A 25,567-nucleotide genomic window follows, 5' to 3' on the forward strand; every position below is an offset into this window, starting at 1 on the left:
TATCCCCCTCGTCTGTGTCTGTCGGCCCGGGTCCGACAAAGTGTCGTAGACGCGTCCCTGTCGCCGTCGAGTTACCATCGGCCCGTGTTGCGCTGCCGGAGGTCATCAGCCGCTGTGCCTGCAGCCATCGTCGCCATTCTGGCCGTCGGTTGCGCCACTCCCCAGGGCATGACACCGGTCGAACCGTCCCGCGTCGTGGTCACCAGCACCACTGCCATTGCCGACGCCGGAGTGCTGGGCAACCTGCGACGCCCCGACGACTCGTGCGCCGCCGAACCCGCCCCCGCAGATCCGAGCCCACCCACCAGAACGGTGAACAGCGGCACCGAACGCGGTGATATCGAGGTTCCCGCCGATCCGCAACGCATCGTCGCGCTGGCCGGTGCTCAACTCGACGCGCTCTGTGCGCTCGGATTGCAGTCGCGGGTGGTGGCCGCCGCCCTGCCTGACGGCAGCGATCAACAGCCCTCGTATCTGGGCACCGTCATCCACGACCTGCCAGGGGTCGGCCCACGCGGCGCGCCGGACGTCGCCGCCATCGCGGCGGCCGGCCCCGACCTGATCCTGGGTGCGCAGACGCCGCAGTCTTTCGGCCAGTTGCTGGCGGTCGCGCCCACGGTGTTCACCCCGGACGCCCCACAGCGCTGGGAAGACACTCTGCGCGCGGTGGGCGCGGCAACGAGTCGGACGGGGGCGGCCGACGAGCTGCTGGGCCGCTTCACGGAGGACGCCAGGGAGGCCGGCCGGGACAATGACGCCCAGCACTACCAGGCCTCGGTGGTCCAGCTGACCGACACTTCCGTGCGGATCTACGGGGTAGCCAACTTCCCGGCCAGTGTGCTGGCCGCCGTCGGGGTGGACCGTCCTGCCAGTCAGCGGTTCACCGACAGTCCGTTCGTGGAACTGGGTCTTGACGACGATCTGTCCGCCGCCGATGCCGACCTGATCTTCGTGTCATTCGACTCACCGGCGGCCAAGGATGGTGCCGCTTCCTTCTTCGGCAGCGACGCCTGGCGGGCTCTGTCGGCCGTCCGTGACCACCGCGTCTACGTCGTCAACAACGAAATCTGGCAGCACGGCGACGGGGTGATCGCTGCCCGCGGCATCCTCGATGACCTGCGTGTGGTCAATGCCCCAATCAACTAGCGTGGCGCACACGCGGCCGTTGACCGTTCTTGAGCAATAAACTGACAAAAGGCGCGTAGCGGGACTATTTCACCCACCGGTTCTCGTTGCCACCCGTCGGATGCCCGCAACGTCGCTGGCCGATTGATGTTCGAATACGCACATCTGCACAAGAGGTAAAGAGGTTTTCATCTCATGAGCACCACTGTTTCCGCGTACGCCGCCACTTCGGCCACTGAGCCGCTGGTCAAGACCACCATCGAGCGCCGCGACGTCGGCCCGCACGACGTCGCCTTCGATATCAAGTTCGCCGGCATCTGCCACAGCGACATCCACACCGCCAAGGGCGAGTGGGGCCAACCCAACTACCCGGTGGTGGTCGGTCACGAGATCGCCGGCGTCGTCACCGAGGTCGGTTCCGAGGTCACCAAGTACAAGATCGGCGATCACGTGGGCGTCGGCTGCATGGTCAATTCGTGTCAGAAGTGTGACAACTGCAAGGACGGCAAAGAGCAGTACTGCACCGGCGGCGGCATGATCGGCACCTACGACGCCACCGACCGTGACGGCACCATCACCCAGGGCGGCTACAGCCAGGCCATCGTGGTCGACGAGAACTTCGTCCTGCGTATCCCCGATTCCCTGCCCCTGGACAAGGCCGCTCCCCTGCTGTGCGCGGGTGTGACACTGTGGTCGCCGCTCAAGCACTGGAAGGCCGGCCCCGGCACCAAGGTCGCCGTGATCGGCCTCGGCGGCCTCGGCCACATGGGCGTCAAGCTGGCCGTGGCCCTGGGCGCCGAGGTCACCGTGCTCAGCCAGTCCTTGAAGAAGATGGAGGACGGCCTGCGCCTGGGCGCCACCGAGTACTACGCCACCAGCGATCCCGAGACCTTCACGAAGCTGGCGGGCAAGTTCGACCTGATCCTCAACACGGTGTCGGCCAACCTGCCGATGGGCGCATACCTGTCGATTTTGAAGATCGACGGCACCCTGGTGGAGCTGGGCGCCCCCGAGCATCCGCTCGAGGTGCCGTTCTTCCCGCTGGCCGCCGGCCGGCGCAGCATCTCCGGCTCGATGATCGGTGGCATCCCGGAAACCCAGGAGATGCTCGATTTCTGCGCCGAGCACAACGTCACCCCTGAGATCGAGGTCATCGAGGCGTCCTACGTCAACGAGGCCTACGAGCGGGTGCTGGCCAGCGACGTGCGGTACCGCTTCGTCATCGACACCAGCACCATCTAGCAGGGTCGACGAGGCGGCCGAGGGTCGCTAGGACCCTGCCGCTGAGCGTAGGAAGTCTCCGGTGACGGTGAGCGCGGGCGCCGACGAGTCGCCTCCCACCACCAGAGTGGCGAACGCGATGTCACCGGAGATTCCCGCGAACCAGCCGTGTGACGGGGACACTCCCCCGAACTGGACAGGATCTCCGAACTCTGCGGTGCCGGTCTTGCCTCCGAGTTCGGGGATATCCTGCAGCTGGGTCGCGGTCCCCTCGGTGACGGTCTGTCGCATCATCGCCCGCAAGGCGGCGGTGACATTGGGCGGCAACGGAACCGACGGGGTGTCCACCTGGGTGGTCTCCCCCTCTATCAATGTGGGTACGACGGTGGCTCCGTGCGCCAGGCTCGCCTCGGCGACCGCCAGACCGAACGGGCTGACGGTGACGGTGCCCTGACCGATCCCGTTCTCCACCCGCTGTGCCGCGGTGTCGGCGACGGGCACGTTGCCGGTCACGGTCGTGATCCCCGGGATGACGTAATCCACACCGATGCCGAAACTGCGCGCCATCTTGGTCAGGGCATCGTTGGGCAACTGGTCGGCCAGCTGACCCATGGTGGTGTTGCAGGACCGCGCAAAAGCCGTGGCGAAAGGCACCACGCCGAGATCGAAGTTGTCGTCGTTGGGGATCGTGCGGTTGTCGATGGTCAGCACCCCCGGGCAGGCCACCGGAGTCTCCGGCGTCACCAGGGACGCGTTCAGGGCCGCCGCGGAGGTGATGGTCTTGAACGTCGACCCCGGCGGGTACAACCCCGAAAAGGCAAGGGGCCCTTGGCTGTCGGCGGGAACATTCTGGGCCGCCGCGAGAATGCCACCGGTGCCGGTGGACAATGCCACCAAAATCGCCGGCCGCGGATCGCGCGCCACAGCACGCTGGGCAAGTAATTGCAGCCGCAGGTCCAAGGTGGTGCGAATGGGCTCGGCGGGCTTCGGCGGCGTCGACTCCAGCCGCTGCACCGGCGCCCCGCTGCCATCGACCAGCGACACCGACCACCCCGAATTCGCCGTCACCCGGTCCAACCAGTAGTCGTCGAGTCCCGCCAGTGCCGGCGAGGACAGCGCCCGGTCCGCGGTCAGCAATTCACCTTGCTGCCGCACCGTGACACCGGGCAGGGCGCCCAGCGCGGGAGCCACCAGTGCCAGGTCCGGCTCGCGCAGCTTCATCACCGTCACCCGGTCGTCGGTGTTTCCGTTGAACAGCGCGCTGATCGATTCCGACGTGACACCGGGTTCGAACGGCGCCAACAATGGCGCCAGCGCGGCAGCCGTCGGCAGCTGGGCCCGCTCCAGGGTGATCACACCCACGGTCTGCCAGGTCAGCAGCGGCTGCCCCGTGCGGTCCAGCACCGGAGTCTGCAGTTCGCTGTCCTGGCTGTACTGAAAGGTCAAGCCCGGCTGCAGATCCTGGTGCAGCAGAGTCGGCGACCAGGCAATGCGCCAGTCGTCGCCACTCTGAGTGGCCTCAGCATCGGTGTTGTAGCTGAACTCGCGGTTCGGCCCGAACGACCACCGGTAGTCGACGCTGAACTCGTTGTCCCGGCCGTCCACCGGGACCGGGCTGGCCGACACCGATGCGGCCTCTCCCATGCCGGCGAACATCGCTTCGATCACCGGTTCGGCGGCTGCCGGGTCGGTGGTCTCCGCGGCCGCCGCGTGCGCATCCTTGCGCTGCAGGGCATTGGCGAACGAGGTGAACCGCTCCTCGGGATCGGGACCCGTCGAACAGCTGACCGCACCCGCCGTCAGGGCGAACGTCGACACCATCACTACCGCTGCGTGCACACCGCGTCGCCACATAAGAAGCCCAGTTAACCGCGCCAGCGTCCTGTGCTCAAGCTGTCAGGCACCTGCCAGTTTCCCTGACGCAGTTGCCCGTTGCCATTCTCGGTGTCACGCTCGCTGCGGATTCGCAATGCCGCGGAAATCCCAGCATCCGATATCGGCTCAGGAGGCCAGCGGTGAGCACTGATTCCGCAGCACTGTCGGAAACCCCGCAAGGACTCAAGAAGGGCGCCATCGGGATGATGGCGGTCATCTTCATGGCCGTGGCCAATGCCGCGCCCATCACCGCGATGACCGGGAACACGCCCATCGCAGTGGGTTTCGGCAACGGACTCGGCGCACCGGCGGGATTTCTGTTCGCCACCATCATTCTGACGCTGTTCGCCCTCGGGTATGTGGCGATGGCCAGACACATCACCACCACCGGGGCCTTCTACGGCTTCATCTCCCACGGCCTGGGCCAGGTCTGGGGCATGGCCAGTGGATTCCTGGCGACATTCGCCTACGTGGTGTTCGAAGGCTCGCTGATCGGTGGGTGCACCTATTTCGCTAACGATGCCGTCAATACCATTGTCGGCGTTGATGTCCCATGGCTGGTGTTCGCCGTCGGCGCCACAGTGGTCATTGCGGTTCTGTGCCATTTCCACATCAGCCTCACCGCGGCGATCCTCGGTGTCACGTTGGTGTCGGAAGTGGTGATCCTGTTCGCGCTCGCGTTCTCGGTGATCTTCTCCGGCGGCGGACCCGACGGCTTCATGCTGGACAAGACCGTGCTGTTGAACCGCGCGTTCGAGAGCCTGCCCGAGGGGGCGTTCGGCACCGCAGCGGCGGCAGGATCGATGGCCATCGGTCTGTTCTTCGCCTTCTGGTCGTGGGTCGGTTTCGAGACCACCGCCGTCTACGGCGAGGAATCGCGCAACCCGAAGAAGATCATTCCCCGCGCCACGCTGATCGCCGTCATCGGGCTGGGGCTGTTCTACACGTTCATCTCGGCAATGGTGTTGGCAGGCAACGGCGCCAAGGCGTCGGTCGAGGCATCGATCAGCGCCTCGCCGCTGGATCTGTTCTTCGGTCTGGTCGAGTCCAACCTCGGCAGCGTCCTGCTCGATGTCTACAAGGCGCTGCTGGTCATCGGGTCATTCGCCTGCGCGCTGGCCTTTCACAATGCCGCATCGCGCTACCTGTTCGCTCTCGGACGCGAAATCCCTTCTGCCGCAGTCCAGAAGACCATCGGCAGCGCGCACCCCAAGCATGGTTCGCCCTACATCGCCTCGGCACTGCAGGGCGTCATCACCCTGGTGCTGGTGCTGCTGTTCGCCTTCTTCACCGCGGTACAGGTGCCCGACGCCAACGGGGTGCCCGTCGACACCCCGGCTCTGGTGCCCTACACCAACATCTACGGCTTGCTGGCACTGATCGGCACCGCGGCCATCCTGCTGGTGCAGGCCATCTGCTCATTCGCGGTCATCTGGTTCTTCTGGGTGCGAAAAGTGCACAGCGGCAACGTGATCACCACCCTGATCTGCCCGCTGATCGGTGGCGTGGCGATGCTGTACGTGGTGTGGCTGCTGTGGGACAACCGGGCGTTCGCCGCCGGATACGCCGCCAATTCGCTGGTGTTCAAGGATGCGCCCTACTTCATCGCCGGGGTGTTCGTCGTGGGCCTGATGTACGCGATGTGGCTGCGCTTCGCGCGCCCGGAGGTGTACGCCGCGGTGGGCCGCACCGTCATGGAGGACGCACACGAGCGCAGTTAGCGACCTCCTGCCGAGCAGACACAAACTCGAGCGGAATCCGCGGATTCCGCTCGAGTTTGCGTCTGCTCGCGGGCGTTACTCGCAGCGTGCCGTGGCTAGAAGTCCCAGTCTTCGTCTTCGGTGTTGACGGCCTTGCCGATGACGTAGCTGGAGCCCGAGCCGGAGAAGAAGTCGTGGTTCTCGTCGGCATTGGGGCTCAGCGCCGACAGGATAGCCGGGTTGACGTCGGTCTCGTCCTTGGGGAACAGGGCCTCGTAACCCAGGTTCATCAGCGCCTTGTTGGCGTTGTAGCGCAGGAACTTCTTGACGTCCTCGGTGAGGCCGACGCCGTCGTAGAGGTCCTGGGTGTACTCCACCTCGTTGTCGTAGAGCTCGAACAGCAGCTCATAGGTGTAGTCCTTGAGTTCGGTCTTCTTGGCCTCGTCGACCTGCGCCAGACCCTTCTGGTACTTGTAGCCGATGTAGTAGCCGTGCACGGCCTCGTCGCGGATGATCAGCCGGATCATGTCTGCGGTGTTGGTGAGCTTGGCGCGGCTGGACCAGTACATGGGCAGGTAGAAGCCCGAGTAGAACAGGAAGCTCTCCAGCAGCGTGGAGGCGACCTTGCGCTTCAGCGGCTCGTCACCCTTGTAGTACTGCATGACGATCTCAGCCTTGCGCTGCAGGTTGGGGTTCTCCTCCGACCAGCGGAACGCCTCGTCGATCTCGCTGGTGGAGCACAGGGTGGAAAAGATGTTGCTGTAGCTCTTGGCGTGCACCGACTCCATGAAGGCGATGTTGGTGTACACAGCTTCCTCGTGCGGGGTGAGCGCATCCGGGATCAGACTGACCGCGCCGACCGTGCCTTGGATGGTGTCCAGCAGCGTCAGGCCGGTGAACACGCGCATGGTGAGCTGCTTCTCGTGGGCGTTGAGAGTGCCCCACGACGGTATGTCGTTGGATACCGGCACCTTCTCCGGCAACCAGAAGTTACCGGTGAGCCGGTCCCACACCTCGCCGTCTTTGTCGTCATGCAGGCGGTTCCAGTTGATGGCCGAAACTCGGTCGATCAGCTTGATTCCATCAGACACCAGGACCCCACTTCACCAGGTTTTCGTTGACTTTCTATAGCGCGCTATAGATAACCCAGACACTACTCGTAGTAGGGCAGATGTCCTTGTAGCGCTAGATATTGGGGTTTGCGCGTGTCGTCAACTGGTACTCGTCGAGGTCCAGCTTCCGCGTCGCCGCCCAATACTGCCAGGTGAAACCACTCCACAGCGTGCGGTTGTTGCCATGCTCGTCGAGGTACCAGCTGCGACAGCCACCGGTGTTCCAGACCGACTGCGCAAGATCGCGCTGCAACTCGTCGTTGAACTCGTCCTGTGCGGCGCGGATCGGGGCCAGCGCGTCGACGCCGGCTTCGTCGACCGCGGCGATGGCCTGGGCGACGTAGCGGATCTGCGATTCGATCATGAACACCACCGAGGTGTGCCCCAGCCCGGTGTTGGGCCCGAGCAGGAAAAACAGGTTCGGCATGCCGGCCACCGCGATGCCCCGATGTGCTGCCACCCCTTCGGCGTTCCACCGGTCCACCAGATCCTCGCCGCCCGGGCCCGAGATGGCGACGTAGGTGTAGGAGTCGGTGACGTGGAAGCCGGTGGCGAAGACGATGACATCAGCGCGACGCTCGGTACCGTCAGCGGTCACCACACCGGTGGGCCTCACCCGCACGATCGGGTCGGTGATCACCTCGACGTCGGATTGCGCCAGGGCTTGGTAGTAGTTGGTGGAATACAGGATTCGCTTGCAGCCGGCCCGGTAGTCGGGCGTCAGCTTCCTGCGCAGAGCCGGGTCGCTGATGGCACGACGGATGTTCCACTTCCCCATCGCCTCGTACACCCGCAGCAGGCCGGGCCGCCGCGTCAGCCCGTACGCGGTGGCTTCGAGGAACCAGTAGATGCCTGCCCGCAGTGCGGCACGGACCCCGGGCACCCGGGTGAGCACCGTCTGCAGCCGCGCCGAGATGTGCGCGTTAGGTCGCGGGAACACCCACGGCGGGGTGCGTTGGTAGAGCTGCAGTTCGGCAACCTGCCCGACGATGTTGGGGACGATCTGGATGGCGCTGGCGCCGGTGCCGATGATCGCGACCTTCTTGTCTGTCAGATCGATGTCCTGATCCCACTGTGCGGAGTGAAACGCCGCACCCGCAAAGGTGTCGAGGCCGTCGATCTCGGGAGTCGATGGAATGTGCAAGGCGCCGGCCCCGGAGATGAGGAACTGTGCGACGAATTCGTCGCCGGCAGCGGTGAAGACATGCCAGCGGTGTTCGTCGTCATCCCAGTGCGCACCCTCGACCTTGGCTCCGAACCGGATTCGACGACGCAGACCGTACTTGGCGGTGACGCCGCGCAGGTACTCCAGGATCTCCGGCTGCGGCGAGAACATCCGCGACCAATCGGGTTTCGGTTCGAAGGAAAAGGAGTACAGGTGCGACGGCACATCACATGCGCAGCCGGGATAGACATTGTCACGCCACGTGCCGCCGATGTCGTCGGCCTTCTCCAGGACAGTGAAGTCCACACCCTGTTTCTGCAGGGCGATCGCCATGCCCAGACCCGAGAAGCCGGTGCCGATGATCAGTGCGCGAGTCCGGTGCACGCTCATAGAGTCACGCTACTGCGCAAGCATGGCGATCGAGCGCCGTAATTGCTGTTCCGGTTGAGCGGGCGGCAGCACCTCCGACGGCGTCACCGCGAAAGCGTTGAGGATCAGTGCCGCGAACCGGCGCCACGGTTCGGCGCCCGGCGCCGACTCCGGCGTCGCCGTCACCACTGCGGCATTGCCCAGCAGCATCACCACGACGTCACCGGGTACCAGGTCCGGGCGCAGCGCGCCGACGGCTTTGGCGCGTTCCATCAGCGCACCCAACTTGGCCAGTGCCTCACCCGACTGTTTCTCGATGATGCTGCTGGCCGGGAACGACATGGTGAGCAGTTCACGCAGACCGGCGTCGCTGGCCTGCAACTGGCACAGGTCGTAGACCAATGTCCGGAACCCCCGCCACGGGTCGGCATCGGCAAGAGCGCGGTCGACGGCGTCGGTGTAGCGCGACAGGTTGCGCTCGAACGTTGCGGCAGCCAGATCTGCGCGGGTGGGAAAGCGTCGGTAGAGCGTGGCGACACCGACGCCGGCGTGGCGGGCCACCTCGTCGAGCGGCACCGCGATACCACGAGCGGCGAACAGCTCGGTCGCGGCATCGAGAATGCGGTCGCGGTTGAGGGCGGCGTCGGCACGCAATCGCCGGGTCACGGATTCAGGGTAGCGCCGTAAGTGAAGTACGCCTTCCGGATAGCTCAGCCGGCGACGTTGGTGCGCGGCACGGCCTTGCCGATCGGCAGATCGGGGTCGATGCGGATCCCCAGTAGCGCCGTCGTCCCGTTGATCGCGCCCAACATGATGGTGGTGAGGTGCTCGATGAACTTGTCGCGGTCCATTCGGCGCGGGCTCGCGGGGTTGGTGCCCAACCACCAGTCGGTGGCCGAGGTGGCCGAACCGAACGTCGTGTAAGCGGCCAACTCGATGGCTTCGCGGTCGAGTTCCATTTCACGCAATTCGTTGTTGAACATCTCGGCCATCGCCAGGGTGATCTCGCGCCCCTCGTTGAGGGCCCGCATCGTCGACTCGGACTGCTCCGGGAAACCCTGCACCAGGAACCGCACCACGTTGGGATGCTCGTCCACCAGGTAGACGTATTGCTCGACGCTGCGGCGGATGACCTCGCGCGCCGGGTCGGTGGCCAGGTTGATCACCGGGAAGATGCCGGCCCACAACATGTCCCGCATCCGCTCGCCGATGGCCTGGAACAGGTCGGATTTGTCGGCGAAGTGACGGTAGATCTTCGGCTTGGCGGTTCCCGCTTCCTCGGCGATCTCGCGCAGGCTGACCTCAGGGCCCAACTTGTCGATGGCCCGGAACGCCGCGTCGACGATCTCGGCGCGCACCTTCTTGCGGTGTTCGCGCCAGCGCTCGCTGCGCGCGTCCACCTTCACCTCGGCGGAGTCCCCGCTTCTGGTCCCTCTGCGCACCTGTGCACTGTACCGCTCGGAACTCGCTGACCTGCGCATACCGCAGTCAGAGTGCAGGTCAGCCGTGTTGTTATTACAGTCACACCCGGTTTTGTCCACCACGGGCAAACCCGACAAGCGCACCACACAGCTCGGTCGGCTAGCATCACGACGCGAAAGCTGAGACCACATCAACATGAGAGGCACTAGTGACGCAGCGATATGACCTGGTCATAGCGGGCGGGGGCCCCTCTGGATCGGCGGCCGCGTGGCAAGCCGCCCAGACCGGCGCCAAGGTGCTGGTAGTGGACAAGGCGGAGTTCCCGCGCGCCAAGCCCTGCGGTGACGGGCTCACCGCACGCGCCGTCAGCTACCTGCAGAAGATGGGGCTGGCCGACGAGGTGGCCACCTACCACCGGGTGAACCGTGTGACGGTGTTCAGCCCCAGCGCCTGGGAACTGTCGTTCCCCAAGCGCCCCGGTATGCCCGACCATGGCCATACCGTGAGCCGCGAACACCTCGACACCGTGCTGCTCAAGCACGCCGAGTCCGCTGGCGCGGAAGTGCGCCAGGGCGCCGAAGTCGCCGGACCCGAGCTGAACGAGAACGGCCGCGTCATCGGCGTCACGCTAAAGGGTGGCGAGAAGATCTACGGCGACGCGGTGATCGCCGCCGATGGCGCCTACTCCCCCATCAAGCGGGCACTGAAGATCGATTCCCAGTACAACGGCTATTCGGCCATCGCGATCCGCTCGGAGATGCCGGCCAACCGCGTCGACTCCGACAGCCTGGACATCTATCTGAAGCTGCAGTTCCAGGGTGACCAGCTGCCCGGCTACGGCTGGGTGTTCCCGATGGGCAACGGCATCTTCAACATCGGCCTGGGCTACGTGAACAGCTACAAGAACTGGCAGTCCATCAACGCCACCCAGTTCCTCGGCGAGTTCCTCCGGACCCTGCCGCGCGAATGGGATCTGCCTGCCATCGAAGAGCTCAAGAAGAACAAGAGTGTGCGCGCCTGGCGCCTGCCCATGGGCTTCACCGCGTGGCCGCCGTTCCGCCCTGGCGTGCTGTTCACCGGCGACTCCCTGGGCGCCGGCAAGCCGGCGTCCGGTGCGGGTATCTCCAAGGCCCTGGAGTCCGGCCTGGCCGCCGGTGAGTGCGCCATCGCCGCCCTGCAGAACGGCGGCCCGGACGACTTCACCAACTACGCGCAGCGCATGGAAGCGTCGTGGGGCAAGGAGTACAAGCGGGGCCGCTACATGCACAAGCTGATCGGGCAGCCCAAGCTGGCGAACGCCGGTATCAAGCTGATCGACAATGCGGCTTTCCGGGATCGCATGCTCAAAGCGCTGTACAAGAAGGCGCAGGGCCCCCAGCACACCACCCACTGACGCCAGCTCGAAAGTGCGGCCTCCCGCTGTGCGGGGGGTCGCATTTTTGTCGGACATGGGCGGTACACCGGAGCCATGACCTCAGCCCAGCTCACCGCCTTCATCTGCTACCGCGACCCCGACGCAGCGGTGGGCTGGATCACCGAGGTGCTGGGCTTTGTGGTGGTTCGCGAGTTCCGGTACGCCGGTCAGTTGGTGCACTCCGAACTTCGCCGCGCCGATGCTGTTGTGTGCGTCCAGTTCGACGATCGCGGCTACCACGTCCCCGTACCGATTGGCGACTGCGTGGGTTCAGGGCTGTACGTCGTGGTCGAGGACGCCGAGGTGACGGCCATCCACCAGCGCGCCGTCTCGCGCGGCACCCCGGTGCTGATTGCGCCCGAAACCACGGCGTGGGGCAACTTGCGTACCGAACTGCTGGACCCCGAGGGCAGACAGTGGTCCGTCGGGACGTATCTGCCGGGACTGCCCGAATAGGGTGGGTGACTATGAATCAGCGCAAGCATGCTCCGCCGTGCACGGTGAATGACGATGAGACGCCGACACTTTGATGCCCGTCGACTCCGAACCCGGTTTAACTGACGCCGAATTCGACCGGCTGGAGCAGCAATTCGATTTCACTTTCGCCGACGACCATCGGGCCTACCTGGCCGCCGGACTGCCGCTCGGCGCCGGCTGGCCGAACTGGCGCAGCGGTGGCCGAGCCCTGCAGAAGCAATTGCAGCTGCCGGTCGACGGCATCCTGTACGCGGTGGAGTGGACAGAGTTCTGGCATGACGCTTGGGACTCTCGGCCTGCCAGGATGAAAGATGCTCTGCGCAGCGCGAAGTACCACCTGGCGCGGGCGCCGAAGTTGCTTCCGGTGTTCTCACACCACTATCTGCCTTCACGTGAGTCACATCAGCCGGTGCTGTCGGTGGTCCGGACCGATGTGAGCGTCGTCGGCGTTGATCTGGCGGACTACCTCGAACGCGACGCTTCCAGTCCGGTAGCGGCGACCTGCATGATCGAGTTCTGGTCGTCGCTCATCAGTTAGCGGCGACCGCGTTTGGTCGGCCCAGGTTTGCGGGCAATCTTGCCTGCGGCAGCGCGGGCAGCCTGCTTGGCCAGCGTCTTCTCCCGGGCCGTGCGCTTGGGCGCCGGCTCAGTCTGCGCCCGCGACGAGCCCGGCTTGCGGCCTCGCACGATCCCGACGAATTCCTCGACCAGCGCCGACTGCTCCCCCTCCCGGAAGACCAGCGCCATCGGGCAGGCGGGTGCGTCCGTGATGGGCCGATAGGTGAGGTCTTTGCGGTGATGTAACCGCGCCAACGACTGCGGCACGATCAACACACCGAGCCCCGCAGCAACAAGTTCTATTGCATCGCCGGTGGTTTCGGGACGGTGCTCAATCGCTGTGCCCGGAGCATCCGACCAGGCAACCACGTCGTCGAGTGGGTGCAGAACCGGCTCGTCGTCGAGGTCCGCCGCCGTGATCTCGTCGACGGCGGTCAGTAGGTGGTCGGTCGGCACCACAGCGACCGTCGTCTCTTCGTAGAGCGGGATGACAGCCAACCCGGAGGTGTCTGCCGTTGGCCGGAGCAGAGCCGCGTCCACGGTGCCCGCTCGAACCTCATTCGCTGCGTCTGCCGCAGTCACCACACGCAGGTGCAATGGCAGCTCGGGGTGACGCTCCGTCCAGATCCTGGCCCACTTCGCGGGCGTCCCACCGGGGACGTAGCCGAGGGTGAGCGAGGGCGAAGTCACCGCCTCAGGCTACCGATAGGCTTATCCCATGAGCAGGCCCAACGCACAGTCCATGAAACCCGCTACGGCGGCAAAGAAGCTGGACGTGTACCTGCCGGCGACTCCCGCGGAGTTCCAGGAGAACGCGATCACCCGCGCCGAACTGGCCGCTCTCCAGGCTGACCCGCCGCAGTGGCTCAAGGATCTCCGCAAGAACGGGCCGCATCCGAAGAATCTGGTGGCGGCCAAGCTGGGCGTCTCGATCGCCGGGCTCGGACGCGGCGGAATCGTCGACGCCTTGACCACCGAGCAGATCAATGCGTTGCTCGAGGAGAAACCGGACTGGCTGGTCACTGAACGCGAGAGCTACCAGAGCGTGCTGGCCGAGGAGCGCCGGGTCAAGGCATTGCACGCGGACAAGGCTCGGAAGGACTGATCCGGCAATCTGCTGCAGGCCTGCCCCAGCGCTCCAGGCCGCTCAGCTGCTCGCACAGTTGGGTGTCGTCGGTAGGCCGTTGAAGCGGTCAGCCACCCACTGCATGGAGCGCTCCCCATCGACGAAGTAGGGCAGCAAGGTGTTGATACCCGTCTTGTTGAGGAACGGCGGTTGCTCATTGGTCCACAACTGCACATCGGCTCCCTTGCCGCACCAGTCCCGAGCAAGGTCCGCTGAGGCCTGATACGGATTGAAGCTATCGAATCGATTGGCCGAAATATAGCTAGGTCCAGCAGGTTTCATCGATCCCAGGTTCTGCGCGGCTAGGAGACTCTTCACCGGATCCGTACCGAACAGGGTTGCGGGGTCGACATTGAAGTACCCCGTGTTGTCCGGAAAATACATATGCCGAAATGCGAAGTCCGCCACCGACTGCACCAAGCAGATCTGACTCGACCACTGCACGAAGTGCTTACCGCGTTCGGTGAGAGTACCCATCAATAGATCCGCGGTCTCCGGGTAAGCGAACACCACGCCATTGAGCAGATACCCCAGTGCCCCAACCAGCATGCTGCCGTCCATGTATGACGGCATCAGCGAGAGGTTCGCAACCGGCGTGTTGAGCGCGGTCCCCACGACGTTCAACTCGGGCGCGTAGGCCGGTGCCAACTCAGCCGCCGCGCCGGCCGCTTGCCCGCCGGTCAGCCAGCCCCAGAAAGCCACTGGCCCTGCCACGTCCAACGATGTGTGCGGCAATTGCTTGGCGGCACGCGCCGCATCGAGCAAGGCCGTGCCTGCCGCTTGACGGATACCGAACTGCGGACCAGACGGAGTGTGAGTACCCATCCCGACGCCGTCAGCTACGACGATTGCGAAACCGCGCGCCACCATCGTGGCCAGGAATGTCTCCTCATAGTTGAACGTCAGATCGAAGCCCTGCGAGAAGTGGATGCCCTGATCCATCAGCCGCGACGGCGCACACTGCTCTCCGATTCCGTACGGCCCAGGGGCGTAGGCAATCAATGGCCTCGGACCGTTGCCTGGCCACGGGTTGTCGGGCTCGAGGTAAACACCTGTCGCCGCTGCGGAGTTGCCTTTGGCATCCGTGGTGCGGTACATGATCCGCGTACCTGTGGCCACCCAGCTTCCGAGCTGTCCGGACGGCTCGTATACCAGCTTCATCGGCTCCGAGCGGAGCAGATCACCAGGCTTGCCGGCTGGCAACGGATCCGGCGGTGTGTAGAACGCCAGGTATTTGGTCTCGTCGGCGTGCGCGACTGGGTGGACGATGCCAACGAGAAGTGCGAGCACACTGAGCACCGCACCGGTGAGTGTGCCGAACGTGGCACGAGACATGGTTGTTCCTCGACTTGTTCGGGGTAGTGGGAAGTTCGGCCGCACTCAGCAGGTCTGCGAGAAGTGCAAGATATCGACACCGCCGGAGGCGAAGTGGACCACGTCGGCCTGCGCTCGCTGGCCTTCCGGTGACGCAAGGGCCGACTGCAGCGACGTCAGATCGGCGAAATCGGCTTCGAAGACCGCGAAATAGGACGCCTCCCCGGCCAGCGACGTCACATCCAGGGTGTAGCGCACGCACAGAACACCGGGGATCGCCCTGGCAAGCGGTAGGTGGTGATCGCGGTAATAACGGCGAAACTCGTCCGGGTCGTCGGGTTGTCGATAGAGAACCTGAAGCGTGTGCGCCACGAGTTCAACCTCTGCCGAAGTAGGAGACGTCGGCGTTGCCGATGAGGTCGGGCACGGTCCATCCGTCGAGGTCGTACTCGGCCAGGCACGCCTCGGCCAGCCCGGTCATGCTGCTCACCGCGCCACGGTTCTGGGCGGCGAACAACAGCTCCGCCTTGACGTTCTCATGGTTACCCGAGTAGTTGCGCTCGTACAGTTCATGGCGACCGCCGAACTCCGAACCGATTGAATCCCACAGTGCCTTCATGATTTTCACCCGATCCACCGCAGTCATGCCGTCGGAGCCCCGTACGTACTTGTCGAGATACGGGCGCACCTCGGCGCTCTTGAAATCTGCGGCACTCGACGGTAGGTAAATCAACCCGGAGGCAACGTCTTGTTCGATGATCTCCTTCACTCGGGGATAACCCTGGATCATGAACATGCGGTAGGTGAGGCCGTACTCGAGCTTCGGGATCACCGTGTCCCCCACCCACGGCTCAGGGTCGCGTGCCATGGATTCGGTGAGTGACCAGAACAGGTTCCGCCAACCGATTACCTCACCGACTCGTGTCTGCACACCGCGGAATCCGCCGGACCCGGTTGCTTCCAACGCCTTGAGGAGCAGGCCGGCGATGAAGTCGAGCTTCACAGCCAATCGGGTGCAGCCCTGGAACGTGAACCGCGGCAGGAATCCGGACTGCGGGAAGAACGCATTGATCTTCTCCACGTCGCCGTACATGAAGATGTTCTCCCACGGTACCAGCACCTTGTCGAAGACGAAGATGGTGTCATTCTCGTCCATCCTGCTCGACAACGGATAGTCGAACGGAGTTCCCATCACAGCTGCGTTCTGGGTGTACGACGAGCGGCAGATCAACTTGATACCGGGAGCATCCATCGGCACGGTGCAGATAATCGCGAACTGCTTCTTCTTGATCGGAAGGCCGTAGTGCGCAATGAAATTGTAGTTGGTGATGGCCGAACCGGTGGCCACGACTTTGGCTCCGGAAACGATCACACCGGCGTCGGTCTCCTTCTCGACCTTCATGTACACGTCGCCGACCTCGTCGGGCGGCAGATGTCGGTCCACCGGCGGGTTGATGATCGCGTGATTCCAGTACAGCACCTTCTCCTGCGACTCCCGGTACCACCTTTCAGCGTTGTCCTGAAAAGGTGCGTATAGCTCCTTATTCGCGTGCAGCGTGCCCAAGAAACTGGCCTTGTAGTCGGGACTACGCCCCATCCACCCATAGGTCATGCGCGCCCACGCGGCAATCGCGTCACGCTCCTTGAGAAGATCCGCCGACGACGTCGACGCCTTGAAGAAAGGCATGGTGACGCCACCATTGCCGGTATCGGTCGGGCTGGTCACCGTATCGACCACGTCCCCTTGGTGCATCGAGTCGTACAGTCGCGCCACCATCCGGATCGGGTTACGGAACGCAGGGTGACTGGTGACATCTGACACTCGCTCACCCTGCAGATAGATCTCACGACCGTCTCGGAGAGACTCGATGTACTCGGCACCGGTCATCGGCCTGGTCGCAAACGTCGCGTTCGCCAGTTCCGCCGACTGCGATGCCGGATTGCTGGTCAGGACGGGAGTCGACGTGGGGTCGGACTCTCGTGATGCGATGGTGGTCATTAGGTGACTGCTCCTTGGCGGGTCTTGTTGAGGTAGAGCGGCGTGAACTCGGCATCAGCGCCGAACCATCCGCAGAATGGGTCGTCGAACGAGCCGCTCCACGGCACGTGCGACTCCGGTATTCCAAGTTCGTGAAATGTGCTTCGGAAGTAGAGAAGCGGACGCTTGTCGGTGACCTCGGCGGCGACTATCTCACCGATGAAGATCACGTGGTCACCACCGTCGTACTCGGCCCAAGGACGGCAGGAGATCATCGCGACCGACCCGCAGATCATCGGAGCGGTCGGCCCCTGGCGCCACACCGGCCCCGGATTGCACGGCCGCCCTGCGAAGTTCATCGCAATATCGCCCTGATCGTCGGCCAGGATATTCACTGTGAACGGTGCACCACTTAGTAATGCACAGGCTCTCGACGATCGGTGCAACGTGACCTGGCACAGCCTCGGCTCGACCGAGACCGGAGTGAAGGCCGTAACCGTGGCGCCGTGCGGAGTACCTTCGTCGTTCGCGCAGGTGATCACCGTGACACCACTGGCGAACTGCCCGAAGATGCTCCGGGTCTGTTGGGGTTCCGAGGTCACGGCCTGTCCTGCGCCATTGGGTTCTGCTGCGGATCCCAAGTGACCAGTACATTGTCTGGTCCACGGAACGAGGTGTTGGGCGAATACGTCCACGTCTGCCCGTCCACCAGCTGCATGTGCGGCAGCCGACGGGTCGTCTCCTCCAGCATGACCCGCATCTCCATGCGCGCCAGCGCCTGCCCGAGGCAGTGGTGTACGCCCCACCCGAAAGCCAAGTGTTCATCGGCGTTCTCACGGGTGATGTCGAACGAATCGCCGTCGGCGAACACCGTGTCATCATGGTTTGCCGATCCAGTGAGCACCAGAATCCGCTGCCCCGCAGGAATGTCGAGGCCACCGATGTTGACCGGACGCGTGGTCACCCTGCGCCACGTGGGAACCGAGGAAGCAAAGCGCAGGATCTCCTCGACCGCGTTGGGAATCAAGGTGGGATCGGCACACAGTTGCTCCCACTGGTCGCGGTGCTCGAGAAGCACCTTGAACCCGCTTGCCGCTGCGTTGGTGGTGGTCTCATGTGAGGCGTACAGGTGGCTCTGCATGATGGAGGCCAGATAGGTCTTGTCCCACACCTCGTCGTTGCCTGCGGCCTGCCAGGCTTTGATGGCGTTGCTCATGTAGTCGTCGCCAGGATTCTCGATCAGCCGGTCGACATGCTCACGCGCATACTGCAGGTAGGCCGCAAACTCTTCGGCCAGCGCGACCTGTTGTTCGTCGGACGGGCGTCCCCAGATCCACAGCGCGAATCGGGAAGCGTAGCCGCGAACCCGGGCAACTTCGGCTTCGGGGACGCCCATCAGAACGAACGCCGTCAGCGCGGGCACCTCGAAGGTCATATCGGTGACCATGTCTGCACTGCCGCTCTTGATCATAGTGTCCAGACACTGGTTGACGAATCGTCTTGTCAGCGGCTCGATTTCCGCAACTCGTGCTTCGCTCACGCCTTTGCGGAGTACGCGTCGGCGCTTGGTGTGCAACGGGGCGTCCTCGTCGACCAGCATGGTCGACGGGACGTAATCCACAGCGGCCAATTTGTCCATCGCCGCCGGGCAGGGCGGCTTGATGAGTTCGCCTGCCGCAGTGGCCGAGTAGGACTCGGTGTCGCGGAAGATCGCCAACACATCTTCATGCCGGCTGACCACCCAGTAGTCGATCTCTGGACTGTAGAAGACCGGCTCTTCTCGGCGCGCCCGAGCGAATACCGAGTAGGGGTCCTGGAGGTACTCCTCGTCGAACGGGTTGAACGCGGCTGCGAAGCCCGAGACTGGGCAACCGCTGGGAAGACTCCCCGTGTTGGCCATTGTTTCGGTCATCTTCTCCTCATTTCTCGTTGGGGGCTGGATGTTTGGTGATGTGGCCGTTCAGATATCGAGCACAAGTCGCCGCGAGGTCGCCCGCGAGCAACAGATCATCATGACTTCGTTTGCAGCCTTTTCGTCGTCGTCCAGGATCTGATCGCGGTGGTCGACATCGCCATCGAGAACGGCGGTTTCGCACGACCCGCAGATACCCTCGGCGCAGCTGCTGGTCACCTTGATGCCGGCCGCCGCGAGGGCGTCGAGAATGGTCTGCTCAGCGCCCACTTCGATGACTTTGTTGGATCTCGCGAGCTCCACATCGAAGGATTGATCCTTGGAGGTATCCACATTCAGTGCTGCCGCGGCGAATCGCTCGATATGGAGCTGGTCGGTCAATCCGATCTCTGCGCATCGACTACTCAACGCGTCCAGCAGGCGCGCCGGCCCGCAGGAGTAGATCAGACAGCCGGCTGACAGGTCAGGTGTCAGCACCTCCTCCAGCCGCAGCCGTGGACCCTCATCAGAGGCGTGGATCATGGTGTTCGGTAACGCATCCACCAAGTCGACAAATGCCATGGCAGACCGGCGAGAACCTGCATAGCGAACGGCGAAAGGCACGCCGGACCGCTGTGCCGCGGCGATCATCGGGATCAGCGGGGTGATGCCGATGCCACCCGCCACGAACAGGTACTCCTGCGCCTCGCGGAAGTGAAAGTGGTTCCGCGGAGCGGAAACGGTTAGCGTTGCACCTTTTTTCACCTGTGCGTGGAGGAACTCCGACCCGCCCCTGCTGTTTGGGTCACGAAGGACCGCAATCTCGTAGCGGCTGCGGTCCTGCGGATCCCCGCACAACGAATACTGACGGACGAGGTCATTGGGCAGATGGACGTCGATGTGCGCCCCGGCATTCCAGGGCGGCAGCGTCCTGCCGCGGGCGTCGATCATCACAAGAACGATCACGCCTTGACATTCAGTGCGGACCTCATCGACGGTCAGACTTAGCGTGTTATCCATATCCGTTGTTGTGCAATCCAATTCGTTCCTTCTTCCCAGGCCTTGGTCTGCCGCATGGACGGCGATGGCCGCACATCGCATGGCGCCACCGCCGACTTCCCCTGGTGAGCTTTCCATCACAACGACTCTAGAAAGTGGTGCAGACCATATCTATCCGTCGGACGCCAGAAAACATCCGTAGCGCGCCATTGTCGGCGGGCGTACTACAGGCTGGTGGCGCGTAAGGTTTCCGAGGGCGTTTCGCCGTACTCACGCCGGTAGTCCGCGGCGAATCTACCCAAGTGGGTGAATCCCCACGCCGTCGCCAGCTGGGCCACCGACGCGGCCTCAGGAGACGCCGCAGCAAGCGCGACGCGAACTCTGTTCAGGCGCACTTTGCGCACGAATTCCATTGGCGTGCATTGGTGTTGCTCGCGAAATCCGCGCTGCAGCGAACGAACGCTGACGCCGACCGCAGCGGCGATGTCCGCCGGCGTCAAGGAATCCGCCGTATGCCCGTTGATGTACTCCACAGCTTTGCTGATCACACCTGAGGTGATCGCCGGCTCAGGCGCAACCAGTGTCGCGCTGTAGCGATTCTCCGCGAGCATCAGAAGGCCAACGATCATGCTGTACGAGAGGGGCTTGATCATCAGGTGGTTGGCCAGTATCGAGTTTTCGACCTGCGCGCGGTAGACCTCGCGCACCAGAGACCACCAAGCCTTGCCGTCGGTGCCGGTGAGATCAAGGGGCCCGCCCAGATCGATCGGATCACTGACCGGACCGTCGATGAGGCCGGACAACACCGACCGCAGGGCGGTTCCGTCGATCTTCATTGCGAAGATGTTCAGCTGGCTGCCCTGCGGACAGAAAATCTTCGCATCCGATCCCGACTCGTACACCACGGCCGCATCGGTTCCCACCCGGCTGGTGGTGCTGCCAGATACCGAGACCAGTTCCCCACTTAGCGGAATGTTGATGTGGTAGCCGTCAATCGTCGGGCAGTAGAGGTCACTATTGCTGTTGTAGTGCAGTATCCCTGAAACGATAGGGCCCGATGTGACGGCGACGAGCTCGGCGTGAAATCCCCGCTCGCATCCGACGCGGGTGAGCTCGTGCGGATGAAAGATCTGACCCACCTGTTGGGTGGCCTCATTGACGTCCAGGCTGGACATCCGGATCGACGAGGCCGTCGCAGCGGACCGCAGTGACATGTCGGTCATCCGACTCTCTCGGCGCGATGTACGTCGCGCACGCCCGCACCTGCCGACAGCGATCTGGGCGCTCCCGCGAACCAGTGCTGGAGCGCCGCTGGAAAATTGCCGGGCTTCTTGGCCCCATCCACGGTCGACACGCTGAGTGCACTGTAGATCCGATAGCCGCACATAGAATCTGCTTTCAGCAATCCACTTTCGACTGACGCCACGCCTTCAGGACGTGAACTGGGTATATGTGGCAGGCAAGGCACCAGCTCGCAGTCCTATGGCGGCCGCCTCACCCCGATTCTGGGCGCCGAGCTTGCGCAACACCGCGGCGACATGGAACTTCACTGTGCTCTCACTGATGCCCAGCTGTTCCCCGATGGCCTTGTTGCGCTTTCCGACGGCAACGTGCCGCAGTACCTCCCGTTCGCGCGGGTTCAGCATGGCCAGTAGGTGATCGGCCGGCTCGGCTGCCGGTGCATCCAGAGGAATCGACAAACAGACGCGGCTCCCCCAACCTTTCACCGAGTCAATGTCGACCCGACCCCGCAGGGCGTACAGCCGGTCGCCCAGCTGCCGGCGTAACGCCGTCTGGTCGACATCGCCTGAGCCCTGATCGCGCACTTCCACCAGCAGATGCGCCCCATCGCATCCCCATCCGACAAGCAGTCGTCGCAACTGTGTCTGAGCGGTCAGCGCCTCGATGACTCCACGCACCATCGCGCGTGCACCGAAAGCCACCTCACCAGGCAGCGGACGTCCGTCCCGTGGCGGCTCAACGAGGTCGATCCCGACACCATCTGGAAGAAGAAGGTCACACAGTTCGGTTCGCAGTCTGGCGAAGGCCGTCGTCACCGCCTCCTCCGAGATTGCCCGATCCGCCACTCCCACCGATCGGACCGCAATCAGGGCAGACGACGCGGCTTCCCGCGCAATCACTCGGGCTCTCCGGTCATCGATCCGGTCGGAGCGTAGCGTGGCCAACAGCGTCGAGAGCGTGGCCTCATGCATCTCGGTCAACTCGGCGATGGTGCGTGCACGTTCAGTGGATGCAGCCCGAGATTCGGCCAGATAGTCGGGACTGGCCTGCGCCACCCGATGCCGGATCGAGTCGGCGACAATTCCGAACATGGCCGCGACAGTCGCGGTCACGTCCCAGGCCGGTGGTGGGCGCCGGTCGCACACCACCACCAACAAGGTGTCAGTGCTGTCTCGTAGTACCCAAGCTTGTCGCGCAAGCCCCGCAACGCGGGCAACCCCGAACCGTTGCTCACCGAGATCGAGCTGCTCCCTGATATGTGACAGCTCCGCCGTTGTCACCTTCGAGACGATCCCCGGCTCCCCACTCACCTTCCCGGGACGACCAGTGCACTCGCGGGTGAAGATCACCAAGGCTTCATGCGGCAGCAGTGGCGCCAGCAGCCGTGAAAACCGGTCGGCGATGTCCGGTAGCGGACCCGAAATCACCGATCTCATCGCCCGCCAGGCGTCAGATCCGGCACTGTCACTCTGCAACGCTTCGATACTCATCAAGACCTCCAAGTTAAACATCCTGCACGCGAAGGGAACTGACCGACCGTCGAGCAACAACTCACCGATCGAATGGGTGCTCAGTGCCCGGCGGCACGGCAACGTTGGACGCGATTCGGTAGTTGTCGACCAGCAAAGGAGAATGATGAACAGAACGGTCGAGCGCGGGCAGGTCAGCTTCAGCGATGCGCGCCGAACTGTGCTCGACGAGAACGAACGCCTGCTCGAGTCCCTCGACGACGAGGGTTGGGAACACTTCGGCGAGGTGCTGAGCCAGGGCCGGGCGGTCTTTGTGATCGGCTCTGGCCGTAGCGGTTTAGCGGCCCAGATGGCCGCGATGAGATTGATGCACCTCGGTTTGCGAGTGCACGTGGCAGGCGAGGTCACTGCACCGGCGATCGGCGCCGGTGATGTCTTGCTCGCGGTGTCCGGGTCGGGCACCACAGCAGCTGTCGTCCAGGCAGCCGAAGTCGCCAGAGGTGTCGGCGCCATTGTCGTCGCCGTCACCACAGCCGCGCAATCGCCACTCGCACAGCGCTGCGACCACGCGCTCGTGCTCGCAGCCGCCGACAAGCAGGACCACAGCACATCTGTCACCCGGCAATACGCCGGCAGCCTGTTCGAGCAGAGCCTTCTGCTTGCACTCGACGCACAGTTCCACATGCTCTGGCGCACAACATCACTGACACCCGAGCAGTTGTGGACCAGGCACGCCAACATCGGGTAGCCAACCGGCATGCCCGCAATACCACTCACCTCAGGAGTACATTCATGACCCAACTCCAAGTCGCCATCGACTTGCTCAGCACGGCCGAAGCTCTCGCACTGACCCGGCAGGTATCGCAGTATGTCGACATCATCGAGCTGGGTACACCGCTGATCAAAAGCGAAGGTATCGCCGTCATCAGCGCGATCAAGGCAGCGCACCCGGACAAGATCGTGTTCGCTGACATGAAGACGGCCGACGCGGGCCTGCTGGAAGCGGATCTCGCTTTCAAGGCCGGTGCCGACATCGTGACCGTTCTCGGCAGCGCGGCCGATGCCACGATCGCAGGTGCGGTTGAAGCAGCCAACACGCACGGCAAGCGTGTCGTCGCAGATCTGATCGGTGTCGCCAATCGTGTTGAGCGGGCGCGCGAAGTCTCCAAGCTTGGTGTCGCGTTCGTGGAGATCCATGCCGGTCTGGACGAGCAGGCTCAACCCGGGTACACGATCGAGACGTTGCTCGCCGACGGACAGCTCGCTGGTGTGCCATTTTCGGTTGCCGGCGGCGTCAAGGCCAATACCATTGAGGAAGTGCGCAATGCGGGAGCAACCGTCGCTGTGGCCGGCGCAGCGATCTACGGCGCCGACGACCCCGCGGCGGCAGCCAGGTCGCTGAAAGCGGCCCTGACAGCCTGAACCACGCCGTGATGTGGCCCTGGATCCTTGCGGGTCCAGGGCCACATCGCCGTTGCCGGCGCGATTCACAAGGAACGCCACATTCGTCCGTCTCGTGCCAGCATCCGGGCTGCCGACCGAGGTCCGTCCGAACCCGCCGGATAGTCCTCGGGGCGGCCACCTTTGGACCAGTACTCGATGACCGGATCGACGATCTCCCACGATCTTTCCACTTCGTCTCCGCTCGGGAAAAGCGTCGCATCTCCGGTCAGGGCATCACGGATCAGCCGCTCATAGGCGCTCGGTGCGGCGTCAAAGGACGCACGCAGATCCAGCTCGAGATTCATCGGCTGCACCTGCAACCCGGGTCCGTGCTGCTTGGCCCCAATCTGAAGCTCAATGCTGATCTCGGGTTGCAGACGCAAGACCAACACGTTGGCGACCCCGTCCCGCGCCGCGTACTCGGCCGGCCGAAAAGTCACGACGATCTCGACACCCTGGCGGCTCAGCCGTTTCCCGGTGCGGAGATAGAAGGGCACACCCGACCACCTCGGTGAGTCGACCAACACGGTCAGTGCCGCGTAGGTTTCGGTTGCCGAATCCGCGGCGAACGACGCCTCCTCGGTGAGGGCACCCACCGGAACCCCTTCCGACGTCCCGGCGACATACTGGCCTCGTGCTGTGGTCCGGTCGAACGGCAGCGCGACGGAGCTGGCAGCCAACACAGCACATTTGGCGGCCGCCACCGCGGCGGCGGCGTAGGACGAGGGTTCCTCCATAGCGACCAGCGCGAGCAGTTGGAGCAGGTGGTTCTGGATGACGTCACGGGCAGCTCCGACCCCGTCGTAGTACGACGCACGGCCGGTGACACCGATGGTCTCCGCCATGGTGATCTGCACGTGATCGATATGCAGGTTGTTCCACGATGGTTCGAACAGCCGGTTGGCGAACCGTAATGCCAAGATGTTTTGTACCGCCTCCTTACCCAGGTAGTGGTCAGTACGGAAGATCGACGCCGAGGCGAACGCCGATTCCAGGGCTGTCGCGATGACCCGGGCGCTGGCGAGGTCGTGGCCGAGCGGCTTCTCTACCATCACCCGCCGCCAGCCGGTCCGTGATCTGGAGAGGCCGGCGGCGTCGAGCCGAGTGGACACCTCTGCGAAGGCAGACGGCGGCAACGACAGGTGGTACAGGCAGTTGCTCGGCTTGCGTCGACGATGCTGCAGCGAATCGAGCAACACGGTGAGCCGCCGGTATGCTTCTGGATCCTCATAGGAACCACCCAGAGGATGGATCCTCTCCCGCAGCTCGGCCCAGACATCCGGGTTGTAATCCCGCCCAGCGTAACTAGCGATACTCGCCTGCAATCTCTCGTGCAGTCCGTCGGGACGCCGAGTGAATCCCACCAGGTCGAAATCCGGACCTAACTCGCCCCTGCTGGCCAGCTCGTACACGGCCGGCATCAGCTTCTTGCGCGCCAAGTCCCCGGTGATACCGAAGATCACCATCGTCGCGGATTCTATTTCCGCACCGGGGTTTCGCGCGTCGACCGAGATCGAGGCGGGCGCCTCACCCTGGCGCAGCTGCGTGGTGGTCATCTGATCGCTCCTTTGGCTAGCGGCAGCCGGCATAGCCAGCGTTCGTTGTAATACTGCGGGACAACGAAATCGGATACACCGAGCCAACCGGGTAGCACGTACTCGCCCTAC

24 protein-coding genes are annotated in these 25,567 nt (G+C 63.9%); 9 read left to right on the forward strand and 15 right to left on the reverse strand.

What is annotated here, in order from left to right; translation table 11 throughout:
• Positions 1-84 precede the first annotated feature (84 nt).
• Complete coding sequence (locus BVC93_RS00390) at positions 85-1,146, forward strand: ABC transporter substrate-binding protein (RefSeq protein ID WP_442929000.1); 1,062 nt, start codon at positions 85-87, stop codon at positions 1,144-1,146.
• Between the two features lie 174 nt (positions 1,147-1,320).
• On the forward strand, positions 1,321-2,367 hold the full coding sequence (locus tag BVC93_RS00395; RefSeq protein WP_083735434.1) for an NAD(P)-dependent alcohol dehydrogenase: 1,047 nt from the start codon (positions 1,321-1,323) through the stop codon (positions 2,365-2,367).
• A 27-nt stretch (positions 2,368-2,394) separates the two neighbouring features.
• Here the strand turns inward: BVC93_RS00395 and BVC93_RS00400 are convergent, their stop codons facing one another.
• Positions 2,395-4,167, reverse strand: a complete 1,773-nt coding sequence (locus BVC93_RS00400) for a penicillin-binding transpeptidase domain-containing protein (protein WP_083735435.1) — start codon at positions 4,165-4,167, stop codon at positions 2,395-2,397.
• Between the two features lie 194 nt (positions 4,168-4,361).
• Here BVC93_RS00400 and BVC93_RS00405 point away from each other — a divergent pair, with 194 nt between their 5' ends.
• Complete coding sequence (locus tag BVC93_RS00405; protein ID WP_083735436.1) at positions 4,362-5,942, forward strand: APC family permease; 1,581 nt, start codon at positions 4,362-4,364, stop codon at positions 5,940-5,942.
• 95 nt (positions 5,943-6,037) lie between these two features.
• On the opposite strand, the gene nrdF is transcribed toward BVC93_RS00405, so the two are convergent.
• The 4 genes from nrdF to BVC93_RS00425 all read right to left on the reverse strand — a co-directional run bounded on the left by nrdF (position 6,038) and on the right by BVC93_RS00425 (position 10,009).
• The gene (gene nrdF / locus BVC93_RS00410) at positions 6,038-7,000 is read right to left on the reverse strand and encodes a class 1b ribonucleoside-diphosphate reductase subunit beta (protein ID WP_083740693.1); all 963 of its coding nucleotides are present in this window, start codon (positions 6,998-7,000) and stop codon (positions 6,038-6,040) included.
• Between the two features lie 106 nt (positions 7,001-7,106).
• Complete coding sequence (locus tag BVC93_RS00415) at positions 7,107-8,588, reverse strand: flavin-containing monooxygenase (RefSeq protein ID WP_083735437.1); 1,482 nt, start codon at positions 8,586-8,588, stop codon at positions 7,107-7,109.
• 9 nt (positions 8,589-8,597) lie between these two features.
• Positions 8,598-9,233: a TetR/AcrR family transcriptional regulator gene (locus BVC93_RS00420; protein WP_157516712.1), complete on the reverse strand. Its 636-nt coding sequence runs from the start codon at positions 9,231-9,233 to the stop codon at positions 8,598-8,600.
• Between the two features lie 44 nt (positions 9,234-9,277).
• Complete coding sequence (locus BVC93_RS00425; protein WP_083740695.1) at positions 9,278-10,009, reverse strand: TetR/AcrR family transcriptional regulator; 732 nt, start codon at positions 10,007-10,009, stop codon at positions 9,278-9,280.
• A 188-nt stretch (positions 10,010-10,197) separates the two neighbouring features.
• Here BVC93_RS00425 and BVC93_RS00430 point away from each other — a divergent pair, with 188 nt between their 5' ends.
• The 3 genes from BVC93_RS00430 to BVC93_RS00440 all read left to right on the forward strand — a co-directional run bounded on the left by BVC93_RS00430 (position 10,198) and on the right by BVC93_RS00440 (position 12,418).
• Entirely contained in the window at positions 10,198-11,382 is a 1,185-nt protein-coding gene (locus tag BVC93_RS00430; protein WP_083735438.1) for an NAD(P)/FAD-dependent oxidoreductase, read from the forward strand.
• Positions 11,383-11,457: 75 nt separating this feature from the next.
• Entirely contained in the window at positions 11,458-11,859 is a 402-nt protein-coding gene (locus BVC93_RS00435; RefSeq protein WP_083735439.1) for a VOC family protein, read from the forward strand.
• A gap of 73 nt (positions 11,860-11,932) precedes the next feature.
• Positions 11,933-12,418, forward strand: a complete 486-nt coding sequence (locus BVC93_RS00440) for a hypothetical protein (protein ID WP_083735440.1) — start codon at positions 11,933-11,935, stop codon at positions 12,416-12,418.
• Here the strand turns inward: BVC93_RS00440 and BVC93_RS00445 are convergent.
• A complete protein-coding gene (locus tag BVC93_RS00445; protein WP_083735441.1) occupies positions 12,415-13,128 on the reverse strand; it encodes a LysR family substrate-binding domain-containing protein in 714 nt (237 codons plus the stop codon). The genes BVC93_RS00440 and BVC93_RS00445 overlap by 4 nt on opposite strands.
• A gap of 28 nt (positions 13,129-13,156) precedes the next feature.
• Here BVC93_RS00445 and BVC93_RS00450 point away from each other — a divergent pair, with 28 nt between their 5' ends.
• Positions 13,157-13,543: a DUF5997 family protein gene (locus tag BVC93_RS00450; RefSeq protein ID WP_083735442.1), complete on the forward strand. Its 387-nt coding sequence runs from the start codon at positions 13,157-13,159 to the stop codon at positions 13,541-13,543.
• A 42-nt stretch (positions 13,544-13,585) separates the two neighbouring features.
• On the opposite strand, the gene BVC93_RS00455 is transcribed toward BVC93_RS00450, so the two are convergent.
• The 8 genes from BVC93_RS00455 to BVC93_RS00490 all read right to left on the reverse strand — a co-directional run bounded on the left by BVC93_RS00455 (position 13,586) and on the right by BVC93_RS00490 (position 22,478).
• Complete coding sequence (locus BVC93_RS00455) at positions 13,586-14,899, reverse strand: lipase family protein (protein WP_083735443.1); 1,314 nt, start codon at positions 14,897-14,899, stop codon at positions 13,586-13,588.
• 45 nt (positions 14,900-14,944) lie between these two features.
• Positions 14,945-15,250 carry an EthD family reductase gene (locus BVC93_RS00460; RefSeq protein ID WP_083735444.1) on the reverse strand — a complete coding sequence of 102 codons (306 nt, stop codon included), beginning with the start codon at positions 15,248-15,250 and terminating at the stop codon, positions 14,945-14,947.
• Between the two features lie 4 nt (positions 15,251-15,254).
• Entirely contained in the window at positions 15,255-16,877 is a 1,623-nt protein-coding gene (locus BVC93_RS00465; RefSeq protein ID WP_083735445.1) for a 4-hydroxyphenylacetate 3-hydroxylase family protein, read from the reverse strand.
• Positions 16,877-17,458 carry a flavin reductase family protein gene (locus BVC93_RS00470; protein WP_083735446.1) on the reverse strand — a complete coding sequence of 194 codons (582 nt, stop codon included), beginning with the start codon at positions 17,456-17,458 and terminating at the stop codon, positions 16,877-16,879. Before BVC93_RS00470 ends, BVC93_RS00465 begins: the two co-directional genes overlap by 1 nt.
• Complete coding sequence (locus tag BVC93_RS00475) at positions 17,455-18,768, reverse strand: cytochrome P450 (protein ID WP_083735447.1); 1,314 nt, start codon at positions 18,766-18,768, stop codon at positions 17,455-17,457. Before BVC93_RS00475 ends, BVC93_RS00470 begins: the two co-directional genes overlap by 4 nt.
• A 48-nt stretch (positions 18,769-18,816) precedes the next feature.
• Positions 18,817-19,884: a PDR/VanB family oxidoreductase gene (locus BVC93_RS00480; RefSeq protein ID WP_236950189.1), complete on the reverse strand. Its 1,068-nt coding sequence runs from the start codon at positions 19,882-19,884 to the stop codon at positions 18,817-18,819.
• 86 nt (positions 19,885-19,970) lie between these two features.
• On the reverse strand, positions 19,971-20,921 hold the full coding sequence (locus tag BVC93_RS00485; protein WP_192860147.1) for an AraC family transcriptional regulator: 951 nt from the start codon (positions 20,919-20,921) through the stop codon (positions 19,971-19,973).
• Between the two features lie 255 nt (positions 20,922-21,176).
• Positions 21,177-22,478, reverse strand: a complete 1,302-nt coding sequence (locus tag BVC93_RS00490; RefSeq protein WP_236950190.1) for a helix-turn-helix transcriptional regulator — start codon at positions 22,476-22,478, stop codon at positions 21,177-21,179.
• Positions 22,479-22,623: 145 nt separating this feature from the next.
• Between BVC93_RS00490 and hxlB the strand changes: the two genes are divergently transcribed.
• Both hxlB and hxlA read left to right on the forward strand, forming a co-directional pair.
• Positions 22,624-23,205 carry a 6-phospho-3-hexuloisomerase gene (hxlB, locus tag BVC93_RS00495; protein ID WP_083740697.1) on the forward strand — a complete coding sequence of 194 codons (582 nt, stop codon included), beginning with the start codon at positions 22,624-22,626 and terminating at the stop codon, positions 23,203-23,205.
• Entirely contained in the window at positions 23,178-23,879 is a 702-nt protein-coding gene (gene hxlA / locus BVC93_RS00500) for a 3-hexulose-6-phosphate synthase (RefSeq protein ID WP_236950191.1), read from the forward strand. The genes hxlB and hxlA overlap by 28 nt, the downstream gene beginning before the upstream one ends.
• 65 nt (positions 23,880-23,944) lie before the next feature.
• On the opposite strand, the gene zwf is transcribed toward hxlA, so the two are convergent.
• On the reverse strand, positions 23,945-25,456 hold the full coding sequence (zwf, locus tag BVC93_RS00505; protein WP_083735451.1) for a glucose-6-phosphate dehydrogenase: 1,512 nt from the start codon (positions 25,454-25,456) through the stop codon (positions 23,945-23,947).
• Between the last annotated feature and the right edge of the window lie 111 nt (positions 25,457-25,567).

It is taken from the genome of Mycobacterium sp. MS1601 (assembly GCF_001984215.1).
Taxonomy (GTDB): Bacteria; Actinomycetota; Actinomycetes; order Mycobacteriales; family Mycobacteriaceae; genus Mycobacterium.